A 15,469-nucleotide genomic window follows, 5' to 3' on the forward strand; every position below is an offset into this window, starting at 1 on the left:
GCGGTCGGGGGGAAGGCAGGATCAGCTTGCCTCAATGCTCGTCTATAAAATTTACCAGCGCCCGGCGCTGGTGAACGCCGAGGCCGCGGACCCGGCGGGACGCGGCGATGCCCAGTTGCTGCATGATGGCCGCAGCCCGTACTTTCCCGATGCCGGGAAGGGCTTCGAGCAGTTCCGAAACCTTCATGCGGGCCAGGGCGTCGTCCTCAAGCGCGGAGCTGATGATGTCCGCCGCGGATCTGTCGCCGTTCCGAAGGCTTTCCTTGGCGGCGGCCCGCGTGGCCCTGGCTGCTGCCGCCTTGCCCAGGGCGTCGGCCCTTTCGGATGCGGATAAGGGTCGCAGGACCATCACGGACACCCCCGAAGTCGGCGGAATTCATCCAAGGGCGGCCGCCCTTGGACCTGTCCTGAAACTACCCTCTGGTGAAGCCCGAATCAATGCATTGGCACAATTGCCGCTATTGTCCGCGCAGTCCGTCCAGGGTCCGCAGGGCGGCGTCCCGGAGTCCGCCGGTTGCCGGGCCCGCCGAGAGGATGTCGCGGCTGGACGTGCCAAGGACCAGCGGATATGCCGCACCGAACGTGGCCCGGAGGTCCGCAGGCGTGGCGCCCTGGGCTCCGAGGCCAGGGGCCAGGATGGGGCCGCGGACGGCCGGAAGGTCCAGGTCGAGGTCCGCCAGGGCACCGCCCACGGTGGCACCAACCACCAGGCCTACCGAACCCAGGGCTCCGGCGTACCGCGAGTTCTCCGCGGCGGCCGCCAGGGTGATCCTGCGGGCCACGGAATCCTTCCCGCCGACATGCTGTACGGAGGCGCCCTCCGGGTTGGAGGTCAGGGCCAGCACGAAGACGCCGCGGCCTGTTTCCGCTGCGAGGTCAAGCGCCGGGCGCAGCGACTCGAACCCGAGGTAGGGGCTGAGCGTGACGGAGTCCGCTGCGAGCGGGGAGTCGTCCCGCAGCCAGGCGTCAGCGTAGGCGGCCATGGTGGAACCGATGTCGCCGCGCTTGGCGTCGGCGATGCTGAGCACCGACTCGTCCCGTGCCGTGGCCAGGACCTCCTCCAGGACAGCCATCCCGGCCGATCCGTGGCGTTCGTAAAGTGCCACCTGGGGCTTGACCGCGGCAGCGAGCGGCGCCACGGCCTCCAGGACGGTCAGCGAAAAGCGCCGGAGCCCGGCGGCGTCGTCGTCAAGTCCCCAGCTCCCCAGCAGTGCGGGGTGCGGGTCGATGCCGACGCAGAGGGGACCGCGGACGGCCATGGCCGCGCCGAGCCGGGAGCCGAAGGACTCCCGGCCGGCGCGTGCCGCCGGTTGGTTGCCGGGTTCCTGCTCAGGCATGCTGCAGGGCCGCTTTCTGCGATTCGGCGAGGGCTGCGGCGTGTTCCTGCAGGCTGGTGACGGACCATTCGTAAGTGCGCATGGCTTCGATGGCCTGTACGGCGGCGTTGAACTCGGCCACCGTGGTGATGCAGGGGATGCCGATGGAGGTTGCCGCTGCGCGCAGTTCGTAGCCGTCGCTGCGCGCCTCGCCGCCGGACGGCGTGTTGAAGACCATGTCAATTTCGCCGGCGACGATGAGGTCGGCGATGGTGCCTTCACCCTCGGCGCTGCTGCCTTCGGCGACCTTCCGGACCGGGGTGGCCTGGATGCCGTTGCGGCGCAGGACGTCCGCGGTGCCGCCGGTGGATACGATCTCGAAGCCCAGGTCCGACAGCCGCTTGACGCCCATGATCACCGAACGCTTGTCCCGGTTGGCCACGGAGACGAACACCTTGCCCTCGGTGGGGAGGGCGTTGTTGGCGCCTGCCTGGCTCTTGGCGAAGGCGGTGTCGAAGTGCTTGTCGATGCCCATGACCTCGCCGGTGGAACGCATCTCGGGTCCGAGCAGGGAGTCCACCACCTTGCCCTCGAGGGTGCGGAAGCGGCTGAACGGCAGCACCGCTTCCTTGACGGCCACGGGGGCATCCAGCGGCAGGGTGGAGCCGTCGCCGGTTTCCGGCAGCATCTTGTAGGCGCTGCGGAGTTGTCCGATGGTTACGCCGGTGCCGATGAGGGCGGCGGCCTTGGCCATCTGGACTCCGGTGGCCTTGGAGACGAACGGCACGGTGCGGGACGCGCGGGGGTTGGCTTCCAAGACGTACAGGACGTCCGAGGCCAGCGCGAACTGGATGTTGATCAGGCCGCGCACGCCCACGCCCTCGGCGATGGCGCGGGTGGCAGTGCGGACGCGTTCGATGACGTTGCTGCCCAGCGTGATGGGCGGCAGGACGCAGGCGGAGTCGCCGGAGTGGATGCCGGCTTCCTCGATGTGCTCCATGATGCCGCCCAGGTACATGTCGGTGCCGTCGTAGAGGGCGTCGACGTCGATTTCGACGGCGTCCTCCAGGAACCGGTCGATCAGTACCGGGTGGTCCGGGGTGATCTCGGTGGCGTTGGCGATGTAGCGGGAAAGGTTGGGCTCGTCGTACACGATCTCCATGCCGCGGCCGCCCAGGACGTAGGACGGGCGGACCAGGACGGGGTAGCCGATCTCGTCGGCGATCTTCTTGGCGTCCTCGAAGGAGACGGCAGTGCCGTTCTTCGGCGACACCAGCCCGGCCTTGTCCAGGACGCGGGAGAACGCGCCGCGGTGCTCGGCGAGGTCGATGGCTTCCGGGGAGGTGCCCAGGATGGGCACGCCGGCGTCGGCCAGCTGCTGGGCCAGCTTCAGCGGGGTCTGGCCGCCGAGCTGGACGAAGACGCCCATGACGCCGCCGGTGCGTTCCTCGGCCGCGATGACCTCCAGCACGTCCTCGAGCGTCAGCGGCTCGAAGTACAGGCGGGTGGAGACGTCGTAGTCGGTGGAGACGGTTTCCGGGTTGCAGTTGACCATGACGGTCTCGTAGCCGGCCTTGCGCAGGGCCATGGAGGCGTGCACGCAGGAGTAGTCGAACTCGATGCCCTGGCCGATGCGGTTGGGACCCGAGCCGAGGATCAGGATGGACGGCTTGGAGTGCAGCGCAACCTCGTCCTCCTCGTCGTAGGCCGAGTAGTGGTACGGCGTGTAGGCGGCGAACTCGGCGGCGCAGGTGTCAACGGTCTTGTACACCGGACGGATGCCCAGGGCCTGGCGGACGCCGCGGACCACTGCTTCGGAGTTGTGCGTGAGGGAGCCGATCTGCTCGTCCGAAAAGCCGTGGCGCTTGGCGCGCTTGAGCATGTCGGCGGTCAGGGCCCCGGCCTGCCGGATTTCGTGCGAGATCTCGTTGAGCAGCTGGAGCTGGTCCAGGAACCAGGGATCGATCTTGGTGGCTTCGAAGAGCTGTTCCACGGTGGCGCCGCCCAGGAGTGCGCGCTGGACCTGGTGGAGGCGTTCGGTGGTGGGTCGCTTGGCCTTCTCGATCAGTTCGGCGACTTCCCATTCGGGGACGCTGCTGAAGTCCAGCTGCGACCCCTTCTGTTCCAGGGAGCGCAGGGCCTTCTGGAGTGCCTCGGTGAAGTTCCGGCCCATAGCCATCGCCTCGCCCACCGACTTCATGGTGGTGGTGAGGGTGTTGTCCGCCGCCGGGAACTTCTCGAAGGCGAACCGCGGGACCTTGACCACCACGTAGTCCAGCGTGGGTTCAAAGGACGCAGGGGTCTTCTGGGTGATGTCGTTGGGGATCTCATCCAGGGTGTAGCCGAGCGAGAGCTTGGTGGCGATCTTGGCGATGGCGAAACCGGTGGCCTTGGACGCCAGCGCGGAGGAACGGGAGACGCGCGGGTTCATTTCGATGACCACCACGCGGCCGGTCTTGGGGTCGATGGCGAACTGGATGTTGCAGCCGCCGGTGTCGACGCCGACTTCACGGATGACGGCGATGGCGACGTCCCGCAGCTTCTGGTACTCGCGGTCCGTCAGGGTCAGCGCCGGTGCCACGGTGATGGAGTCACCGGTGTGCACGCCCACGGGATCGAAGTTTTCGATGGAGCAGACCACAACGACGTTGTCGTTCTTGTCCCGCATCATCTCAAGCTCGTATTCCTTCCAGCCGAGGATGCTCTCTTCGAGCAGCACCTCACTGGTGGGGCTGTACTGCAGGCCCTGGCCGACGATGCGGCGCAGGTCGTCCTCGTTGTAGGCCAGGCCGGAGCCAAGGCCGCCCATGGTGAAGGAGGGCCGGACCACCATCGGGTACCCGAGGTCGCCGGCGGCGTTGAGTGCCTCGTCCATGGTGTGGATGATGTGGCTGCGGGCCGACTCTGCGCCACAGCGCTCCACGACGCCCTTGAACTTCTCCCGGTCCTCGCCGAGCTCGATCGCCGCAATGTTGGCACCGATCAGCTCGACGTTGTACTTCTCGAGCACGCCGTTCTTGTCCAGCGCGATGGCGGTGTTCAGCGCGGTCTGGCCGCCCAGGGTGGGCAGGACGGCGTCGGGGCGTTCCTTGGCGATGATCTTTTCCACCACCTCGGGGGTGATGGGCTCGACGTAGGTGGCGTCCGCGAATTCGGGGTCGGTCATGATGGTGGCCGGGTTGGAGTTCACGAGGATGACGCGAAGGCCTTCCTCCTTGAGGACCCGCAGTGCCTGGGTGCCGGAGTAGTCGAACTCGGCGGCCTGGCCGATGACGATCGGGCCGGAACCAATGACGAGGACGCTCTTGAGATCTGTACGTTTCGGCATTACTTCTTGTCCTCAGTCTTGTTGTCGTTTTTGTGGTCAGCGCCGGCGGAGTGGGCGGAGTCAACCGGTTCCTTGGACAGGTTGGCGTCCCTGCCGTCCCGTGTGCCGGCCATGAGGTCGATGAACCGGTCGAACAGGTACGCGGCATCGTGGGGTCCGGCGGCAGCCTCCGGGTGGTACTGGACGGAGAAGGCTGGAATGTCCAGGCAGGCCAGGCCTTCCACGACGTCGTCGTTCAGGCTGATGTGGCTGACTTCGACGCGGCCGTAGCGTCCCTCCGGCGCCTGGGTGGGTCCGTCGAGGGGGGCGTCGACGGCGAAGCCGTGGTTCTGGGACGTGATTTCCACCTTGCCGGTGCGGCGGTCCATGACCGGCTGGTTGATCCCGCGGTGGCCGTAGCGCAGCTTGTAGGTGCCGAAGCCCAGTGCCCGGCCCAGGATCTGGTTTCCGAAGCAGATCCCGAAGTAGGGCAGCTTTTCGTCCAGGACCGACCGGAGGAGCTTGACCTGCGCATCAGCCGTGGCGGGGTCGCCGGGGCCGTTGGACATGAAGAAACCGTCCGGGTTGACGGCCTTGACGTCCGCCAGGGTGGCGGTTGCCGGGAGCACGTGGACGCGTACGCCGCGTTCGGCGAAGCGGACCGGGGTCATGGCCTTGATGCCGAGGTCGATCGCCGCGATGCTGAAGCGCGGCTCGCCCTCCCAGCCGTGGTCCTTGGGTTCCACCACATAGGCTTCATCCACGCTGACTTCTTCGGCCAGGCGGGAGCCTTCCATGGGGGCGCTGGCCAGGACGGCGTCCACCAGTTCCTTGTCCGTGGCCTGGGCGGCTTCACCGGAAAAGATCCCGGCGCGCATGGTCTTATGTTCGCGCAGGTGCCGGGTGATGGCACGGGTATCCACACCCTGGATGCCCACGATGCCCTGGGCCACCAGTTCTTCGTCCAGTGACCGCTCCGAGCGCCAGTTGGACGGCCGGCGGGCGGCGTCGCGGACGATGTAGCCGGCCACCCAGATGCGCCGGGACTCAGCGTCGTCATTGTTCACGCCGGTGTTGCCGATGTGCGGGGCGGTCTGGACCACCAGCTGCCGGGCGTAGGACGGGTCGGTGATGGTTTCCTGGTAGCCGGTCATGCCGGTGGCGAAGACGGCCTCGCCCAGGGCGGTGCCGGTGGCGCCGTAGCTGGTGCCGCGGAAAATGCGCCCGTCTTCGAGAACCAGCGCAGCCGGGGCTGACACAGGAGCGGAGGTGGTTGCTGTCAATGTATTCGCTTTCACTGTCTTACTTTCCACTGGTGGCACCAGCCGCTGGGGCTGACGAAATCAATTCCTGAAGGGCCTGGTACAGCACGTCCTTGTCCGCACCGCGGCGGGTCCGGAAGCCGGTGTCCAGTTCATGCTTGCCGTGCGTCCACGCGATCACCAGCAGGCCGTCCTTTTCCACGAACTTCCCTGCCATGCCGCTGTCCTGCCGGACGCCGGTGAGGGACGCGGCCGGGATGTACAGGGCAGGAGCGCCGGAGCGTTCATAGAGGACGCCGTGGGGGTAGACCGCGAGGGTCGAGTTGGTGCGGATGCCCAGACCGTGCACCGCGATCCGGTCCAGCCAGTCGCCGGCCGTCGTGGTGGCCACGTACTGCCCCTCGGCGGCGGCTGTCGGCTCGCCGGGGGCGGCGGGCACCTGGGGAAGCTGTTCGACGTCGGACTGGCGCCTCAGGCGGTTGCGCCACCCCACGGCGATGAGGACAAACACGACGCCGGCCACCGCCAGCATGGCAAGTCCGGGAAGGATCTTGTCCATCAGGCAACGCCTGCCGGTGTTGCGGCGGCATCCGGGTGCGGGCTGTTGAGGGCGCCGTCCAGGACGGTGGGGTGTCCCTTGAAGAAGGTGGCCACCACTTTGCCGGGCAGTTCGCGGCCCTTGAACGGCGAGTTGCGGCCCATGGTGGCCATGGTGAAGGGATCAACCGTCCACCGCGCCTCCGGGTCCACCAGGATCAGGTTGGCGGGTTCGCCTGCCTCGATGGGGCGGCCCTGGTCAGCCAGGCGGCCGATCTTCGCGGCTGCGGTGGAGGTGACCCTGGCGAAGTCCGCCCAGGTCATCAGGCCGGTCTCGATCATGGCGTGCTGGACCACGGACAGGGCCGTTTCCAGCCCGGTCATGCCCATGGCAGCCTGCGCCCACTCGCATTCCTTGTGCTCGCTGGGGTGGGGTGCGTGGTCGGTGCCCACAACGTCGATCGTGCCGTCTGCCAGGCCTGCGCGCAATGCCTGGACATCGGCGTCGGTGCGCAGGGGCGGGTTGACCTTGAAGACGGGGTCGTAGCTGCGCACGAGGTCGTCGGTCAGCAGCAGGTGGTGCGGCGTGACTTCGGCCGTGACGTCGATGCCGCGTTCCTTGGCCCAGCGGATGATTTCCACCGAACCGGCCGTGGACACGTGGCACACGTGCAGGCGGGAGCCGACGTGCTGGGCCAGGAGGACGTCGCGGGCGATGATGCTTTCCTCCGCCACCGCCGGCCATCCCGTGAGTCCGAGGACGGCGGAGACGTCGCCTTCGTTCATCTGTGCCCCGGCGGTAAGGCGGGGCTCCTGCGCATGCTGGGCCACCACGCCGTCGAACGCTTTGACGTATTCCAGCGCGCGGCGCATCAGCACGGGGTCGTGGACGCAGATGCCGTCGTCGGAGAACATCCGCACCCGGGCGCGGGAATCGGCCATGGCGCCGAGTTCGGCGAGCCGCTCCCCGGCCAGGCCGACGGTGACGGCACCGACGGGGCGCACGTCAACCCAACCGGCGGCGCGGCCCAGCGTGTAGACCTGTTCCACGACGCCTGCGGTGTCTGCCACGGGAGTGCTGTTGGCCATGGCGTGCACTGCCGTGTAGCCGCCCAAGGCGGCTGCCCGGGTGCCGGTTTCCACCGTCTCGGCGTCCTCGCGGCCGGGTTCGCGCAGGTGGGTGTGGACGTCCACCATGCCGGGCAGGGCCACCAGGCCGGCGGCGTCAATGACGGTGGCGCCGTCGGTGGACAGTCCATGGCCTATCTCGGCGATGATCCCATCGCGGATCAGCAGGTCCGCCCGGTCGCCGCCGAGGATGGCGGCGCCTTTGATGAGGTACGTTCCGGTGTTGCCTGCCATCAGTTGCTCTCCTTGGTGAATGGGGCGGCGGCATAGGCCGGTGCCCGGTGGGCGGCTGGTTCGCGGGTGTCCCCGGAGAGCAGCAGGTACAGGGCGGCCATCCGAACCGACACACCGTTGCGGACCTGGGCCAGGACGGTGGAACGGGGTGAGTCTGCGGCGGCCGCACTGATTTCCAGGCCCCGGTTCATGGGCCCCGGGTGCATGATGATCGTGTCCGTCATGCCGAGGTCGTCGAGGGCCCTGAGCCGGTTGTCGTCGAAACCCCAGCGGCGGGAATATTCGCGGGTGCTGGGGAAGAACGAGGCGTTCATGCGTTCGCCCTGGACCCGCAGCATCATGATGGCGTCCACACCGTTCGCCAGGGTCTGGTCCAGGTCGTAGCTGACGCTGCAGGGCCATTTGTCGACGCCGACCGGCAGCAGGGTGGGCGGTGCCACCAGGGTGACTTCCGCGCCGAGGGTACGGAGCAGCCAGACGTTGGACCTCGCCACGCGGGAATGCAGGACATCCCCCACGATGGCCACCCGCAGGCCTTTGAGGTCGGTTCCCTCCGACCCCGTGCCGGACAGCCGGGCCCAATGCCGGCGCATGGTGAAGGCGTCGAGGAGGGCCTGGGTGGGGTGTTCGTGCGTCCCGTCGCCGGCGTTGATGACACCTGCGTCAATCCAGTCCGTTGCTGCCAGGCGGTGCGGTGCGCCGGACGCCCAGTGGCGGATGACGACGGCGTCTGCACCCATGGCGGACAGAGTCTGGGCCGTGTCCTTCAGGGACTCGCCCTTGGATACCGACGAGCCCTTGGCGGCGAAGTTGATCACGTCGGCTGACAGGCGCTTGGCGGCGGCTTCGAAAGAGATGCGGGTGCGGGTGGAGTCCTCGAAGAAGAGGTTCACCACGGTGCGGCCCCGCAGCGCGGGCAGTTTCTTGACTTCCCGGTCCCCCACCGCGGACATTTCCTCCGCGGTGTCCAGGATACGGATGGCGTTCGAACGGCTGAGGTCGCCGGTGGACAGGAGGTGTTTCATGCGCCGCCTTCGATCACGACTTCGTTGACCGGGGTCCCGCCGGCGGGGGTGTCTGTCTCCTCGAGCCGGACCCGGACCTTTTCGGCGGATGAGGTGGGCAGGTTCTTGCCGACGTGGTCGGCGCGGATGGGCAGTTCGCGGTGTCCCCGGTCGATCAGGACGGCAAGCCGGACGATGCGGGGCCGGCCGAGGTCCACGAGGGCATCGAGTGCGGCCCGGATGGTGCGGCCGGAGTACAGGACGTCGTCGATCAGCACCACCACTTTGTTGTCAATGCCGGTGCGGGGCAGCCGGGTGGGGTAGGGCGGACGCGTCCCCTGGTGGGAAAGGTCGTCGCGGAACATGGTGACGTCGAGCTGGCCAACAATGGCGGCGGCATCAACAGTGTTGTCCGCGGCGGCAATTTTTTCCGCGAGCCGGACAGCCAGCGGATAGCCGCGGCGGGGAATGCCCAGCAGGACAAGGTCCCGGGATCCCTTGTTGGCTTCGAGGATCTCATGGGCGATACGAGTGAGGGCCCGGTCAATATCCGCCTGGCTGAGGACAACCCTGGCTGGAACCGGTGCGCTGGTGACAGAAGTCAACGCTCGTCTCCCCTTTCCCCGCCTCACAGGACGGAATTAAAAAAGGAACATTTGCGGTTCAAAATTACCACAGGGTGCCGCAGGTGCAGGTGTCCGGCCAACGCGGTGCTGGTCACACGCCGGCCGGCCGGCGTCCGGTTCCTTTGTGGTGCAGGGGCTCCAGCTTAGGCTTTCGGGTATGCCGATGTATCCCCAGCAACCTTCGCCCGGACTGCCGGAGGACCCGTACCAGGGGCCGTCCGCTCCCCTGCCGCAGCAAACCAACCCTACCTGGATGGGCCATGTGCATCCCGCGCACTACCGTGCGGCGCCGGGGCACCAGGGCCAGCCGCTGGCCGGCGTGTTCCCACCGCAGGCCCAGGGACAGGTGCTGCACTCGGCCAGGGCCCGCAGCGGGCTGGTGGGGCTGACCGTCGCCGGCGGTGTGCTCGCGTTCCTTAGCCTGTTCCTGGTGGTGCCGTTCCTGCTGTCCAACACCGGCGCCGCCGGTTTCGTGATCGGTTTCCTGGCTTCCCTCATCCCGTTGTCAGTGGTCCTGGCGGCGGTGCACATCATTGACAGGTGGGAGCCGGAACCCAGGAGGCTGCTGTTTTTCGCCTTCACCTGGGGCGCGGCCGTAGCCGTTGCCGTGACCCTGCTCATCCAGCCGTTGTTCGTGATCGCCTTCCAGTTCACTGACGAACCTGACCTGCAAACCTATATGGCCACGGTGCAGGCGCCGGTCGTCGAGGAGTTCGCCAAATCACTCGGCCTGCTCATCCTGCTCCTTGCAGCCCGCCGGCAATTCGACGGGCCAGTGGATGGGGTGGTGTTCGCCTTCACCATCGCCGGCGGCTTCGCCTTCACGGAAAACATCCTGTACTTCGGCAGGGCCATCGCGGAATCCGCATCACCGGCCAGCGACTTCGCCCAGGTCTTCTTCCTCCGCGGCGTCATGTCCCCCTTCGCGCATGCACTCTTCACCGGAACCACCGGACTGGTTATGGGCTTCGCGGCCAGGCGCTGGCACACGGGCGCCTCGATCGCGGCCTTCTTCGTCGGCCTGCTGCCGGCCATGTTCCTGCACAACCGCTGGAACAGCATGGGCCAGGGCTTCCTGCTGGACTACATCGTGGTGCAGGTGCCGATCTTCATCCTGGCCGTGGGCGGCATCATCTTCCTGCGGGTCGCCGAAAAGCGCCTGACCCGCCAGCGGCTGTTGGAATACTCGGCCGCGGGGTGGTTCACGCCGGCGGAGGTCCAGCTCCTGGCCACCCGCGGCGGCCGCCGCACGGCCCTGGCATGGGCTGCGGACTCGGGCAGGAAACAACAGATGAAGCAGTTCCTGAAGACAGCCACCCAGCTTGCCAACACCCGGCAGCGGATCCTGAGCGGTCGCGATGTGCCGCTCCACCAGGCTGAGGAAAGGCGGCAGTTGCAGCGCATCCTTGAACTGCGCGCCGCGGTGGCCGGCGGATAGGCGCGGGCCGGGAGGATGCCCGGTTTGTGCGGGTTAACGAACGGAAGGCCCCGCTGATGCGGGGCCTTCCGTAGTTGCTGGCTTGCTATGCGAGCAGCGATGGCTTCAGCTGCTGCAACCGGCCCAGGAGGCCGTTGATGAACTGCGGGGACTCATCCGTCGAGAGGGTCTTGGCAAGTGCCACGGCCTCACTGACGGCGACTCCGTCCGGGACGTCGTCGTTGTACAGCAGCTCCCAGGTGCCGATGCGCAGGATGATGCGGTCGACCGACGGCATGCGCTCCAGGCTCCAGCCCTGTGAATAGGTCTCCAGGAACTCGTCAATGGCTGCCTGCCGGGACAGTACGCCCTCAACGATGTCCACGGTGTAGGGGTTAACGATCTGGTCAGTCTTTTCCCGGCGGGCGCGGAGCACGTCGAACGGGGAAACAGAGCGCTGCTCCGCTTCGAAAAGAACATCCAGTGCCCTGTTGCGGGCTTTACCGCGGGCGCTCACTACTCAGTGACCCGGCCCAGGTAGCTGCCGTCGCGGGTGTCCACCTTGACCTTGGTGTTGTTCTCGATGAACAGCGGGACCTGGATTTCGTAGCCGGTTTCCAGGGTGGCGGGCTTGGTGCCTGCCGAAGAGCGGTCGCCCTGCAGGCCCGGCTCGGTGTAGGTGATTTCGAGGACAACGCTCGGCGGCAGTTCGATGTAGAGGGGGGTGCCGTCGTGGATGGCGATGTTGACCATCTGGTTCTCGAGCATGAAGTTCGTGGCGTCGCCCACCGTTGCGCCGGAAACCGTGATCTGGTCGTAGTCCGAGGTGTCCATGAAGACGAAGTCGGCGCCGTCCTGGTAGAGGTACTGGTAGTCGCGGCGGTCGACGGTTGCCGTTTCGATCTTGAGGCCGGCGTTGAACGTCTTGTCGACAACCTTGCCGGACATCACATTGCGCATCTTGGTGCGGACAAAGGCGCCGCCCTTGCCGGGCTTGACGTGCTGGAACTCGATGACGTTCCAGAGCTGGCCCTCAAGCTTCAGGACCGTTCCGTTCTTAATGTCGTTAGTGGTTGCCACTGGTTTCCTCTGGTTTCTTCGTCCGGCCGCGCGGGCCAGATGCTTTATGCCGGGCGGGCACGCCGGGTGGGCCGCCTGCACGTGTTTGTCAAAAATCGCGTGGATGCAAAAAATTCCACATCCATTCTACCGGCAAATCCGGGCCGGCCTGTCCGCGCTCAGTGCTGCCCGCCTCAGCAGGCGAGATCCAGCACGTCCCTGGCGCGCTGCAGTGCCACCGTGGAGGAGTAGATCTGTCCGGCGTCGGCTGACTGCGCCACCCGCAGGTCCAGGGCCTTGGAGAAGGATTCGACGGCGGCGGAGGTCTGGCCGGCCGCGTACTGGGTCCGGCCCAGGTACTGCAGGGCCAGTGCTTCCCGGGGGGTGCCGTGCACCTCGGCGAGAAGCTGGCGGAACAGGTCGATGGCCCGGTCCAGCCGGTGGGTGACACTCAGCACCTCGGCTTCGAACACGCGGAGCCGGAAGGATTCGGGATCCTTGAAGCGTGCCTCGGCCAGCAGTTCGGCAGCCTCGGATGCGTGTCCCTCGACGAGGAGGACGAAGATGTGGTCTGCCGGATCGGTGGAGGCTGCCAGCGCTTCCCGGACTGCCTCCTCGTTGACGATCTGGGGCCGCAGGGACTCAGGGTTGATGCGGATGCCGGGGAATCCGGCCTCCGGCCAGTCGGTGGTGCCGCTCATGGTGCCCTGCATCAGGAAGCAATTTCCTGGTAGGCCGCGAACAGCAGCGAGGTGTCCGGGACGTCGAGGATTCCAGGTTTGGCGATGCCATCGAGGACCACGAACCGCAGGAGGTCGCCGCGGGACTTCTTGTCGCGTCGCATCCCGTCCAGGAGGCCCTGCCAGCGGTCGCGCCGGTAGGTGACCGGAAGCCCAAGGCCGTCCAGGATGCTCCGGTGCCGGTCGGCGTCGGCATCGCTGAGGCGGCCCACGCTGCGGGCAAGTTCGGCCGCGAACATCATGCCCACCGAGACTGCGGCGCCATGCCGCCAGGAGTAGCGTTCGACCAGTTCAATGGCGTGGCCCAGGGTGTGCCCGTAGTTGAGGATCTCCCGCAGGCCTGACTCCTTGAGGTCTTCGGAGACCACTTTTGCCTTCACCGCAATGGCGCGCTCGATCAGTTCCCGGAGGGCCTCGGAGCGGGGGTCCACCACCGCGGCCGGGTCCTTTTCCACCAGGTCCAGGATGGCGGGGTCGGCGATGAAGCCGCACTTGATCACCTCGGCCAGGCCGGAGATGATCTCGTTTTTCGGCAGCGTGTCCAGCGTGTCCAGGTCGGCCAGCACCGCGGCGGGCGGGTGGAAGGAACCCACCAGGTTCTTGCCCTCGGCGGTGTTGATGCCGGTCTTGCCGCCCACGGACGCGTCCACCATGGCCAGGAGGCTGGTGGGCATGTGGATGACTTTGACGCCCCGCAGCCATGTGGCGGCGACGAAGCCGGCCAGGTCGGTGACTGCTCCCCCGCCCACGGCCACGATGGCGTCCGACCGGGTGAAGTCGTTCTGGCCCAGGACCTGCCAGCAGAAGGCTGCCACCTGGATGTGCTTGCCTTCTTCGGCGTCGGGGATTTCCGCGGTCACCGCGGTGAACCCGGCTGTTGCCAGTTCGTCCCGCACCGTGTCCCCGGTGATGCGCAGGGCGCGGGGGTGGATCACCAGGACGCGGCGGACGCGCTCCCCGAGCAGGCCGGGAAGCTCGCCCAGCAGGCCTCGCCCCACGACGACGCCGTAGTTGTTGCCGGCCCCTTCGCCGGTGACGTTGATGACGGTTGATTGCGTGTTCACTTGTCAACTTCCTGTTTGGCAGCTGCGTGGTTGCGCAGTGCTGCTTCCAGCCGGCCGCCGAGCTCGGGTATCGAGCCGTGGCGGACGTCCAGGGTGATGTCGGCCAGCCTCTCGTAGACCGGCTTCCGGGTGGCGAACATGGCGGTCCAGCGGCCCATGGCATCGCCGGCGAGGAGGGGGCGCCCCGAGTTGCGGGCGATCCTGTCTGCCACGGTATCGGCGTCGCATTCCAGGTACACGACGGTGCAGCGGCTGATCAGCTGCTGCGTGCCCGAGTCGAGCACCGCCCCGCCGCCCAGCGAAATGACGGTGCAGGTGCCCTCCGCTTCCTCGACGGCGGCGGCAACGGTCCGGGCCTCGATGTCACGGAATGCCCGCTCGCCGCGGCCGGCGAAGATCTCCGCGATCGAGCCGTGGGCGGCAACAATAACGGCATCGGTGTCAATGAACCGTGCCCCCAACTGCTGTGCAAGCTGCTGGCCGATCGCCGATTTGCCGACGGCCATCGGGCCGATGAGCACAATCGGCCGGCCACCGAAAGGTGCGGGACTGCTGTGCTGGAGCACTACTGCCCGATCGAGTCCAGGGAGGCCGGGATGCTGTCCAGGTAACCCTTGATGTTCCGTGCGGTTTCCGCCACCGAGTCACCGCCGAACTTCTCCATGACGGCTTCGGCGAGGACCAGTGCCACCATGGCCTCGGCCACCACGCCGGCGGCGGGGACTGCACAGACGTCCGAACGCTGGTGGTGGGCCTTGGCGGCTTCGCCGGTGCTGACGTCAATGGTCCGCAGGGCGCGCGGCACGGTGGCGATGGGCTTCATGGCTGCCCGGACCCGAAGGACGTCTCCGATGCTCATGCCGCCCTCAATGCCGCCGGCACGGTTGCTGGCACGGACAATCCGGCCGTCGTTGTCCCGGAGGATTTCGTCATGGGCGGCGGAACCACGCCGGGCCGCGGTCAGGAAGCCGTCGCCAACCTCCACGCCCTTGATGGCCTGGATGCCCATGAGGGCAGCGGCGAGCCGGGCGTCGAGGCGGCGGTCCCAGTGCACGTAGCTGCCGAGTCCCGGCGGGAGCCCGTAAGCGAGGACCTCCACCACGCCGCCCAGGGTTTCGCCTTCCTTGTGCGCCGCGTCAACCTCGGCCACCATGGCGTCCGAGGTTTCGCGGTCGAAGCAGCGCAGGGGGTCGGTGTCCAGGGCGATGACGTCCCCGGGCGAGGGCAGCGGACGGCCTTCGGGGACGGTCACGCTGGCGATCGAGACGGTGTGGCTGACCAGTTCGATGCCCAGGTGCTTGAGGAACTGGGCTGCGACGGTGCCGAGCGCCACGCGGGTGGCGGTTTCCCGGGCGCTTGCCCGCTCCAGTACCGGCCTGGCCTCGTCAAAGCCGTATTTCTGCATGCCGGTGAAGTCGGCATGTCCGGGGCGCGGCCGGGTCAGCGGGGCATTGCGGGCCTGGTCGGCCAGGAGTTCGGCGTCCACGGGGTCCGCGGACATGATCTGCTCCCATTTGGGCCATTCGGTGTTTCCCACCTGGATGGCAACGGGGCCGCCCTGGGTGAGGCCGTGCCGGACGCCGCCAAGGATGGTGACCACGTCCTGCTCGAATTTCATCCGGGCGCCGCGGCCATAGCCAAGCCGGCGGCGTGCCAAGGAGTCTGCGATGTGCCCGCTGGTGATTTCCACACCGGCGGGGACGCCCTCAATAATTCCCATCAGAGCCGGACCATGGGATTCACCGGCAGTCAACCAACGCATAATTTCCATCCTG

Annotated in this window: 15 protein-coding genes; 1 reads left to right on the top strand and 14 read right to left on the bottom strand. The window is 67.3% G+C overall.

Annotated elements, in window-relative coordinates:
• Positions 1–31 precede the first annotated feature (31 nt).
• The 8 genes from mihF to pyrR form a co-directional block, all read right to left on the bottom strand.
• Complete coding sequence (mihF, locus tag PUN71_RS05095) at positions 32–349, bottom strand: integration host factor, actinobacterial type (protein ID WP_205622282.1); 318 nt, start codon at positions 347–349, stop codon at positions 32–34.
• 109 nt (positions 350–458) lie between these two features.
• Positions 459–1,337 carry an orotidine-5'-phosphate decarboxylase gene (gene pyrF, locus PUN71_RS05100; RefSeq protein WP_277797563.1) on the bottom strand — a complete coding sequence of 293 codons (879 nt, stop codon included), beginning with the start codon at positions 1,335–1,337 and terminating at the stop codon, positions 459–461.
• Entirely contained in the window at positions 1,330–4,644 is a 3,315-nt protein-coding gene (gene carB / locus PUN71_RS05105) for a carbamoyl-phosphate synthase large subunit (RefSeq protein ID WP_277797564.1), read from the bottom strand. The genes pyrF and carB overlap by 8 nt, the downstream gene beginning before the upstream one ends.
• Complete coding sequence (gene carA / locus PUN71_RS05110) at positions 4,644–5,945, bottom strand: glutamine-hydrolyzing carbamoyl-phosphate synthase small subunit (RefSeq protein ID WP_043454391.1); 1,302 nt, start codon at positions 5,943–5,945, stop codon at positions 4,644–4,646. The genes carB and carA overlap by 1 nt, the downstream gene beginning before the upstream one ends.
• A complete protein-coding gene (locus PUN71_RS05115; RefSeq protein WP_277797565.1) occupies positions 5,926–6,444 on the bottom strand; it encodes a PH-like domain-containing protein in 519 nt (172 codons plus the stop codon). The genes carA and PUN71_RS05115 overlap by 20 nt, the downstream gene beginning before the upstream one ends.
• Positions 6,444–7,784, bottom strand: a complete 1,341-nt coding sequence (locus tag PUN71_RS05120) for a dihydroorotase (RefSeq protein ID WP_277797566.1) — start codon at positions 7,782–7,784, stop codon at positions 6,444–6,446. The genes PUN71_RS05115 and PUN71_RS05120 overlap by 1 nt, the downstream gene beginning before the upstream one ends.
• Positions 7,784–8,809, bottom strand: coding sequence for an aspartate carbamoyltransferase catalytic subunit (locus tag PUN71_RS05125; protein ID WP_277797567.1), 1,026 nt, complete (start codon positions 8,807–8,809; stop codon positions 7,784–7,786). The genes PUN71_RS05120 and PUN71_RS05125 overlap by 1 nt, the downstream gene beginning before the upstream one ends.
• Positions 8,806–9,393, bottom strand: coding sequence for a bifunctional pyr operon transcriptional regulator/uracil phosphoribosyltransferase PyrR (gene pyrR / locus PUN71_RS05130; protein WP_277797568.1), 588 nt, complete (start codon positions 9,391–9,393; stop codon positions 8,806–8,808). Before pyrR ends, PUN71_RS05125 begins: the two co-directional genes overlap by 4 nt.
• Before the next feature lie 178 nt (positions 9,394–9,571).
• Between pyrR and PUN71_RS05135 the strand changes: the two genes are divergently transcribed.
• Positions 9,572–10,852: a PrsW family intramembrane metalloprotease gene (locus PUN71_RS05135; protein ID WP_277797569.1), complete on the top strand. Its 1,281-nt coding sequence runs from the start codon at positions 9,572–9,574 to the stop codon at positions 10,850–10,852.
• Positions 10,853–10,937: 85 nt separating this feature from the next.
• Here the strand turns inward: PUN71_RS05135 and nusB are convergent, their stop codons facing one another.
• The 6 genes from nusB to aroC form a co-directional block, all read right to left on the bottom strand.
• Positions 10,938–11,348 carry a transcription antitermination factor NusB gene (nusB, locus tag PUN71_RS05140; protein WP_043454408.1) on the bottom strand — a complete coding sequence of 137 codons (411 nt, stop codon included), beginning with the start codon at positions 11,346–11,348 and terminating at the stop codon, positions 10,938–10,940.
• On the bottom strand, positions 11,348–11,911 hold the full coding sequence (efp, locus tag PUN71_RS05145; RefSeq protein ID WP_043454411.1) for an elongation factor P: 564 nt from the start codon (positions 11,909–11,911) through the stop codon (positions 11,348–11,350). Before efp ends, nusB begins: the two co-directional genes overlap by 1 nt.
• A 173-nt stretch (positions 11,912–12,084) precedes the next feature.
• Positions 12,085–12,603, bottom strand: coding sequence for a tetratricopeptide repeat protein (locus PUN71_RS05150; protein ID WP_043454414.1), 519 nt, complete (start codon positions 12,601–12,603; stop codon positions 12,085–12,087).
• Positions 12,603–13,694 (bottom strand): 3-dehydroquinate synthase, encoded by a 1,092-nt coding sequence (gene aroB, locus PUN71_RS05155; protein WP_043454417.1) that lies wholly within the window; start codon positions 13,692–13,694, stop codon positions 12,603–12,605. Before aroB ends, PUN71_RS05150 begins: the two co-directional genes overlap by 1 nt.
• Positions 13,691–14,260, bottom strand: a complete 570-nt coding sequence (locus PUN71_RS05160; RefSeq protein ID WP_502860058.1) for a shikimate kinase — start codon at positions 14,258–14,260, stop codon at positions 13,691–13,693. Before PUN71_RS05160 ends, aroB begins: the two co-directional genes overlap by 4 nt.
• On the bottom strand, positions 14,260–15,459 hold the full coding sequence (gene aroC / locus PUN71_RS05165) for a chorismate synthase (RefSeq protein WP_277797719.1): 1,200 nt from the start codon (positions 15,457–15,459) through the stop codon (positions 14,260–14,262). Before aroC ends, PUN71_RS05160 begins: the two co-directional genes overlap by 1 nt.
• Between the last annotated feature and the right edge of the window lie 10 nt (positions 15,460–15,469).

The sequence above is a fragment of the Arthrobacter sp. NQ7 genome, from assembly GCF_029581595.2.
GTDB lineage: Bacteria > Actinomycetota > Actinomycetes > Actinomycetales > Micrococcaceae > Arthrobacter > Arthrobacter phenanthrenivorans_B.

What these genes read in the sequence shown, in the direction of transcription:
- PUN71_RS05115 (WP_277797565.1), bottom strand. Translation starts at nt 6,444, where the DNA reads ATGGACAAGATCCTTCCCGGACTTGCCATGCTGGCGGTGGCCGGCGTC.
- mihF (WP_205622282.1), bottom strand. Translation starts at nt 349, where the DNA reads ATGGTCCTGCGACCCTTATCCGCATCCGAAAGGGCCGACGCCCTGGGC.
- PUN71_RS05125 (WP_277797567.1), bottom strand. Translation starts at nt 8,809, where the DNA reads ATGAAACACCTCCTGTCCACCGGCGACCTCAGCCGTTCGAACGCCATC.
- PUN71_RS05150 (WP_043454414.1), bottom strand. Translation starts at nt 12,603, where the DNA reads ATGCAGGGCACCATGAGCGGCACCACCGACTGGCCGGAGGCCGGATTC.
- carB (WP_277797564.1), bottom strand. Translation starts at nt 4,644, where the DNA reads ATGCCGAAACGTACAGATCTCAAGAGCGTCCTCGTCATTGGTTCCGGC.
- PUN71_RS05135 (WP_277797569.1), top strand. Translation starts at nt 9,572, where the DNA reads ATGCCGATGTATCCCCAGCAACCTTCGCCCGGACTGCCGGAGGACCCG.
- pyrF (WP_277797563.1), bottom strand. Translation starts at nt 1,337, where the DNA reads ATGCCTGAGCAGGAACCCGGCAACCAACCGGCGGCACGCGCCGGCCGG.
- PUN71_RS05120 (WP_277797566.1), bottom strand. Translation starts at nt 7,784, where the DNA reads ATGGCAGGCAACACCGGAACGTACCTCATCAAAGGCGCCGCCATCCTC.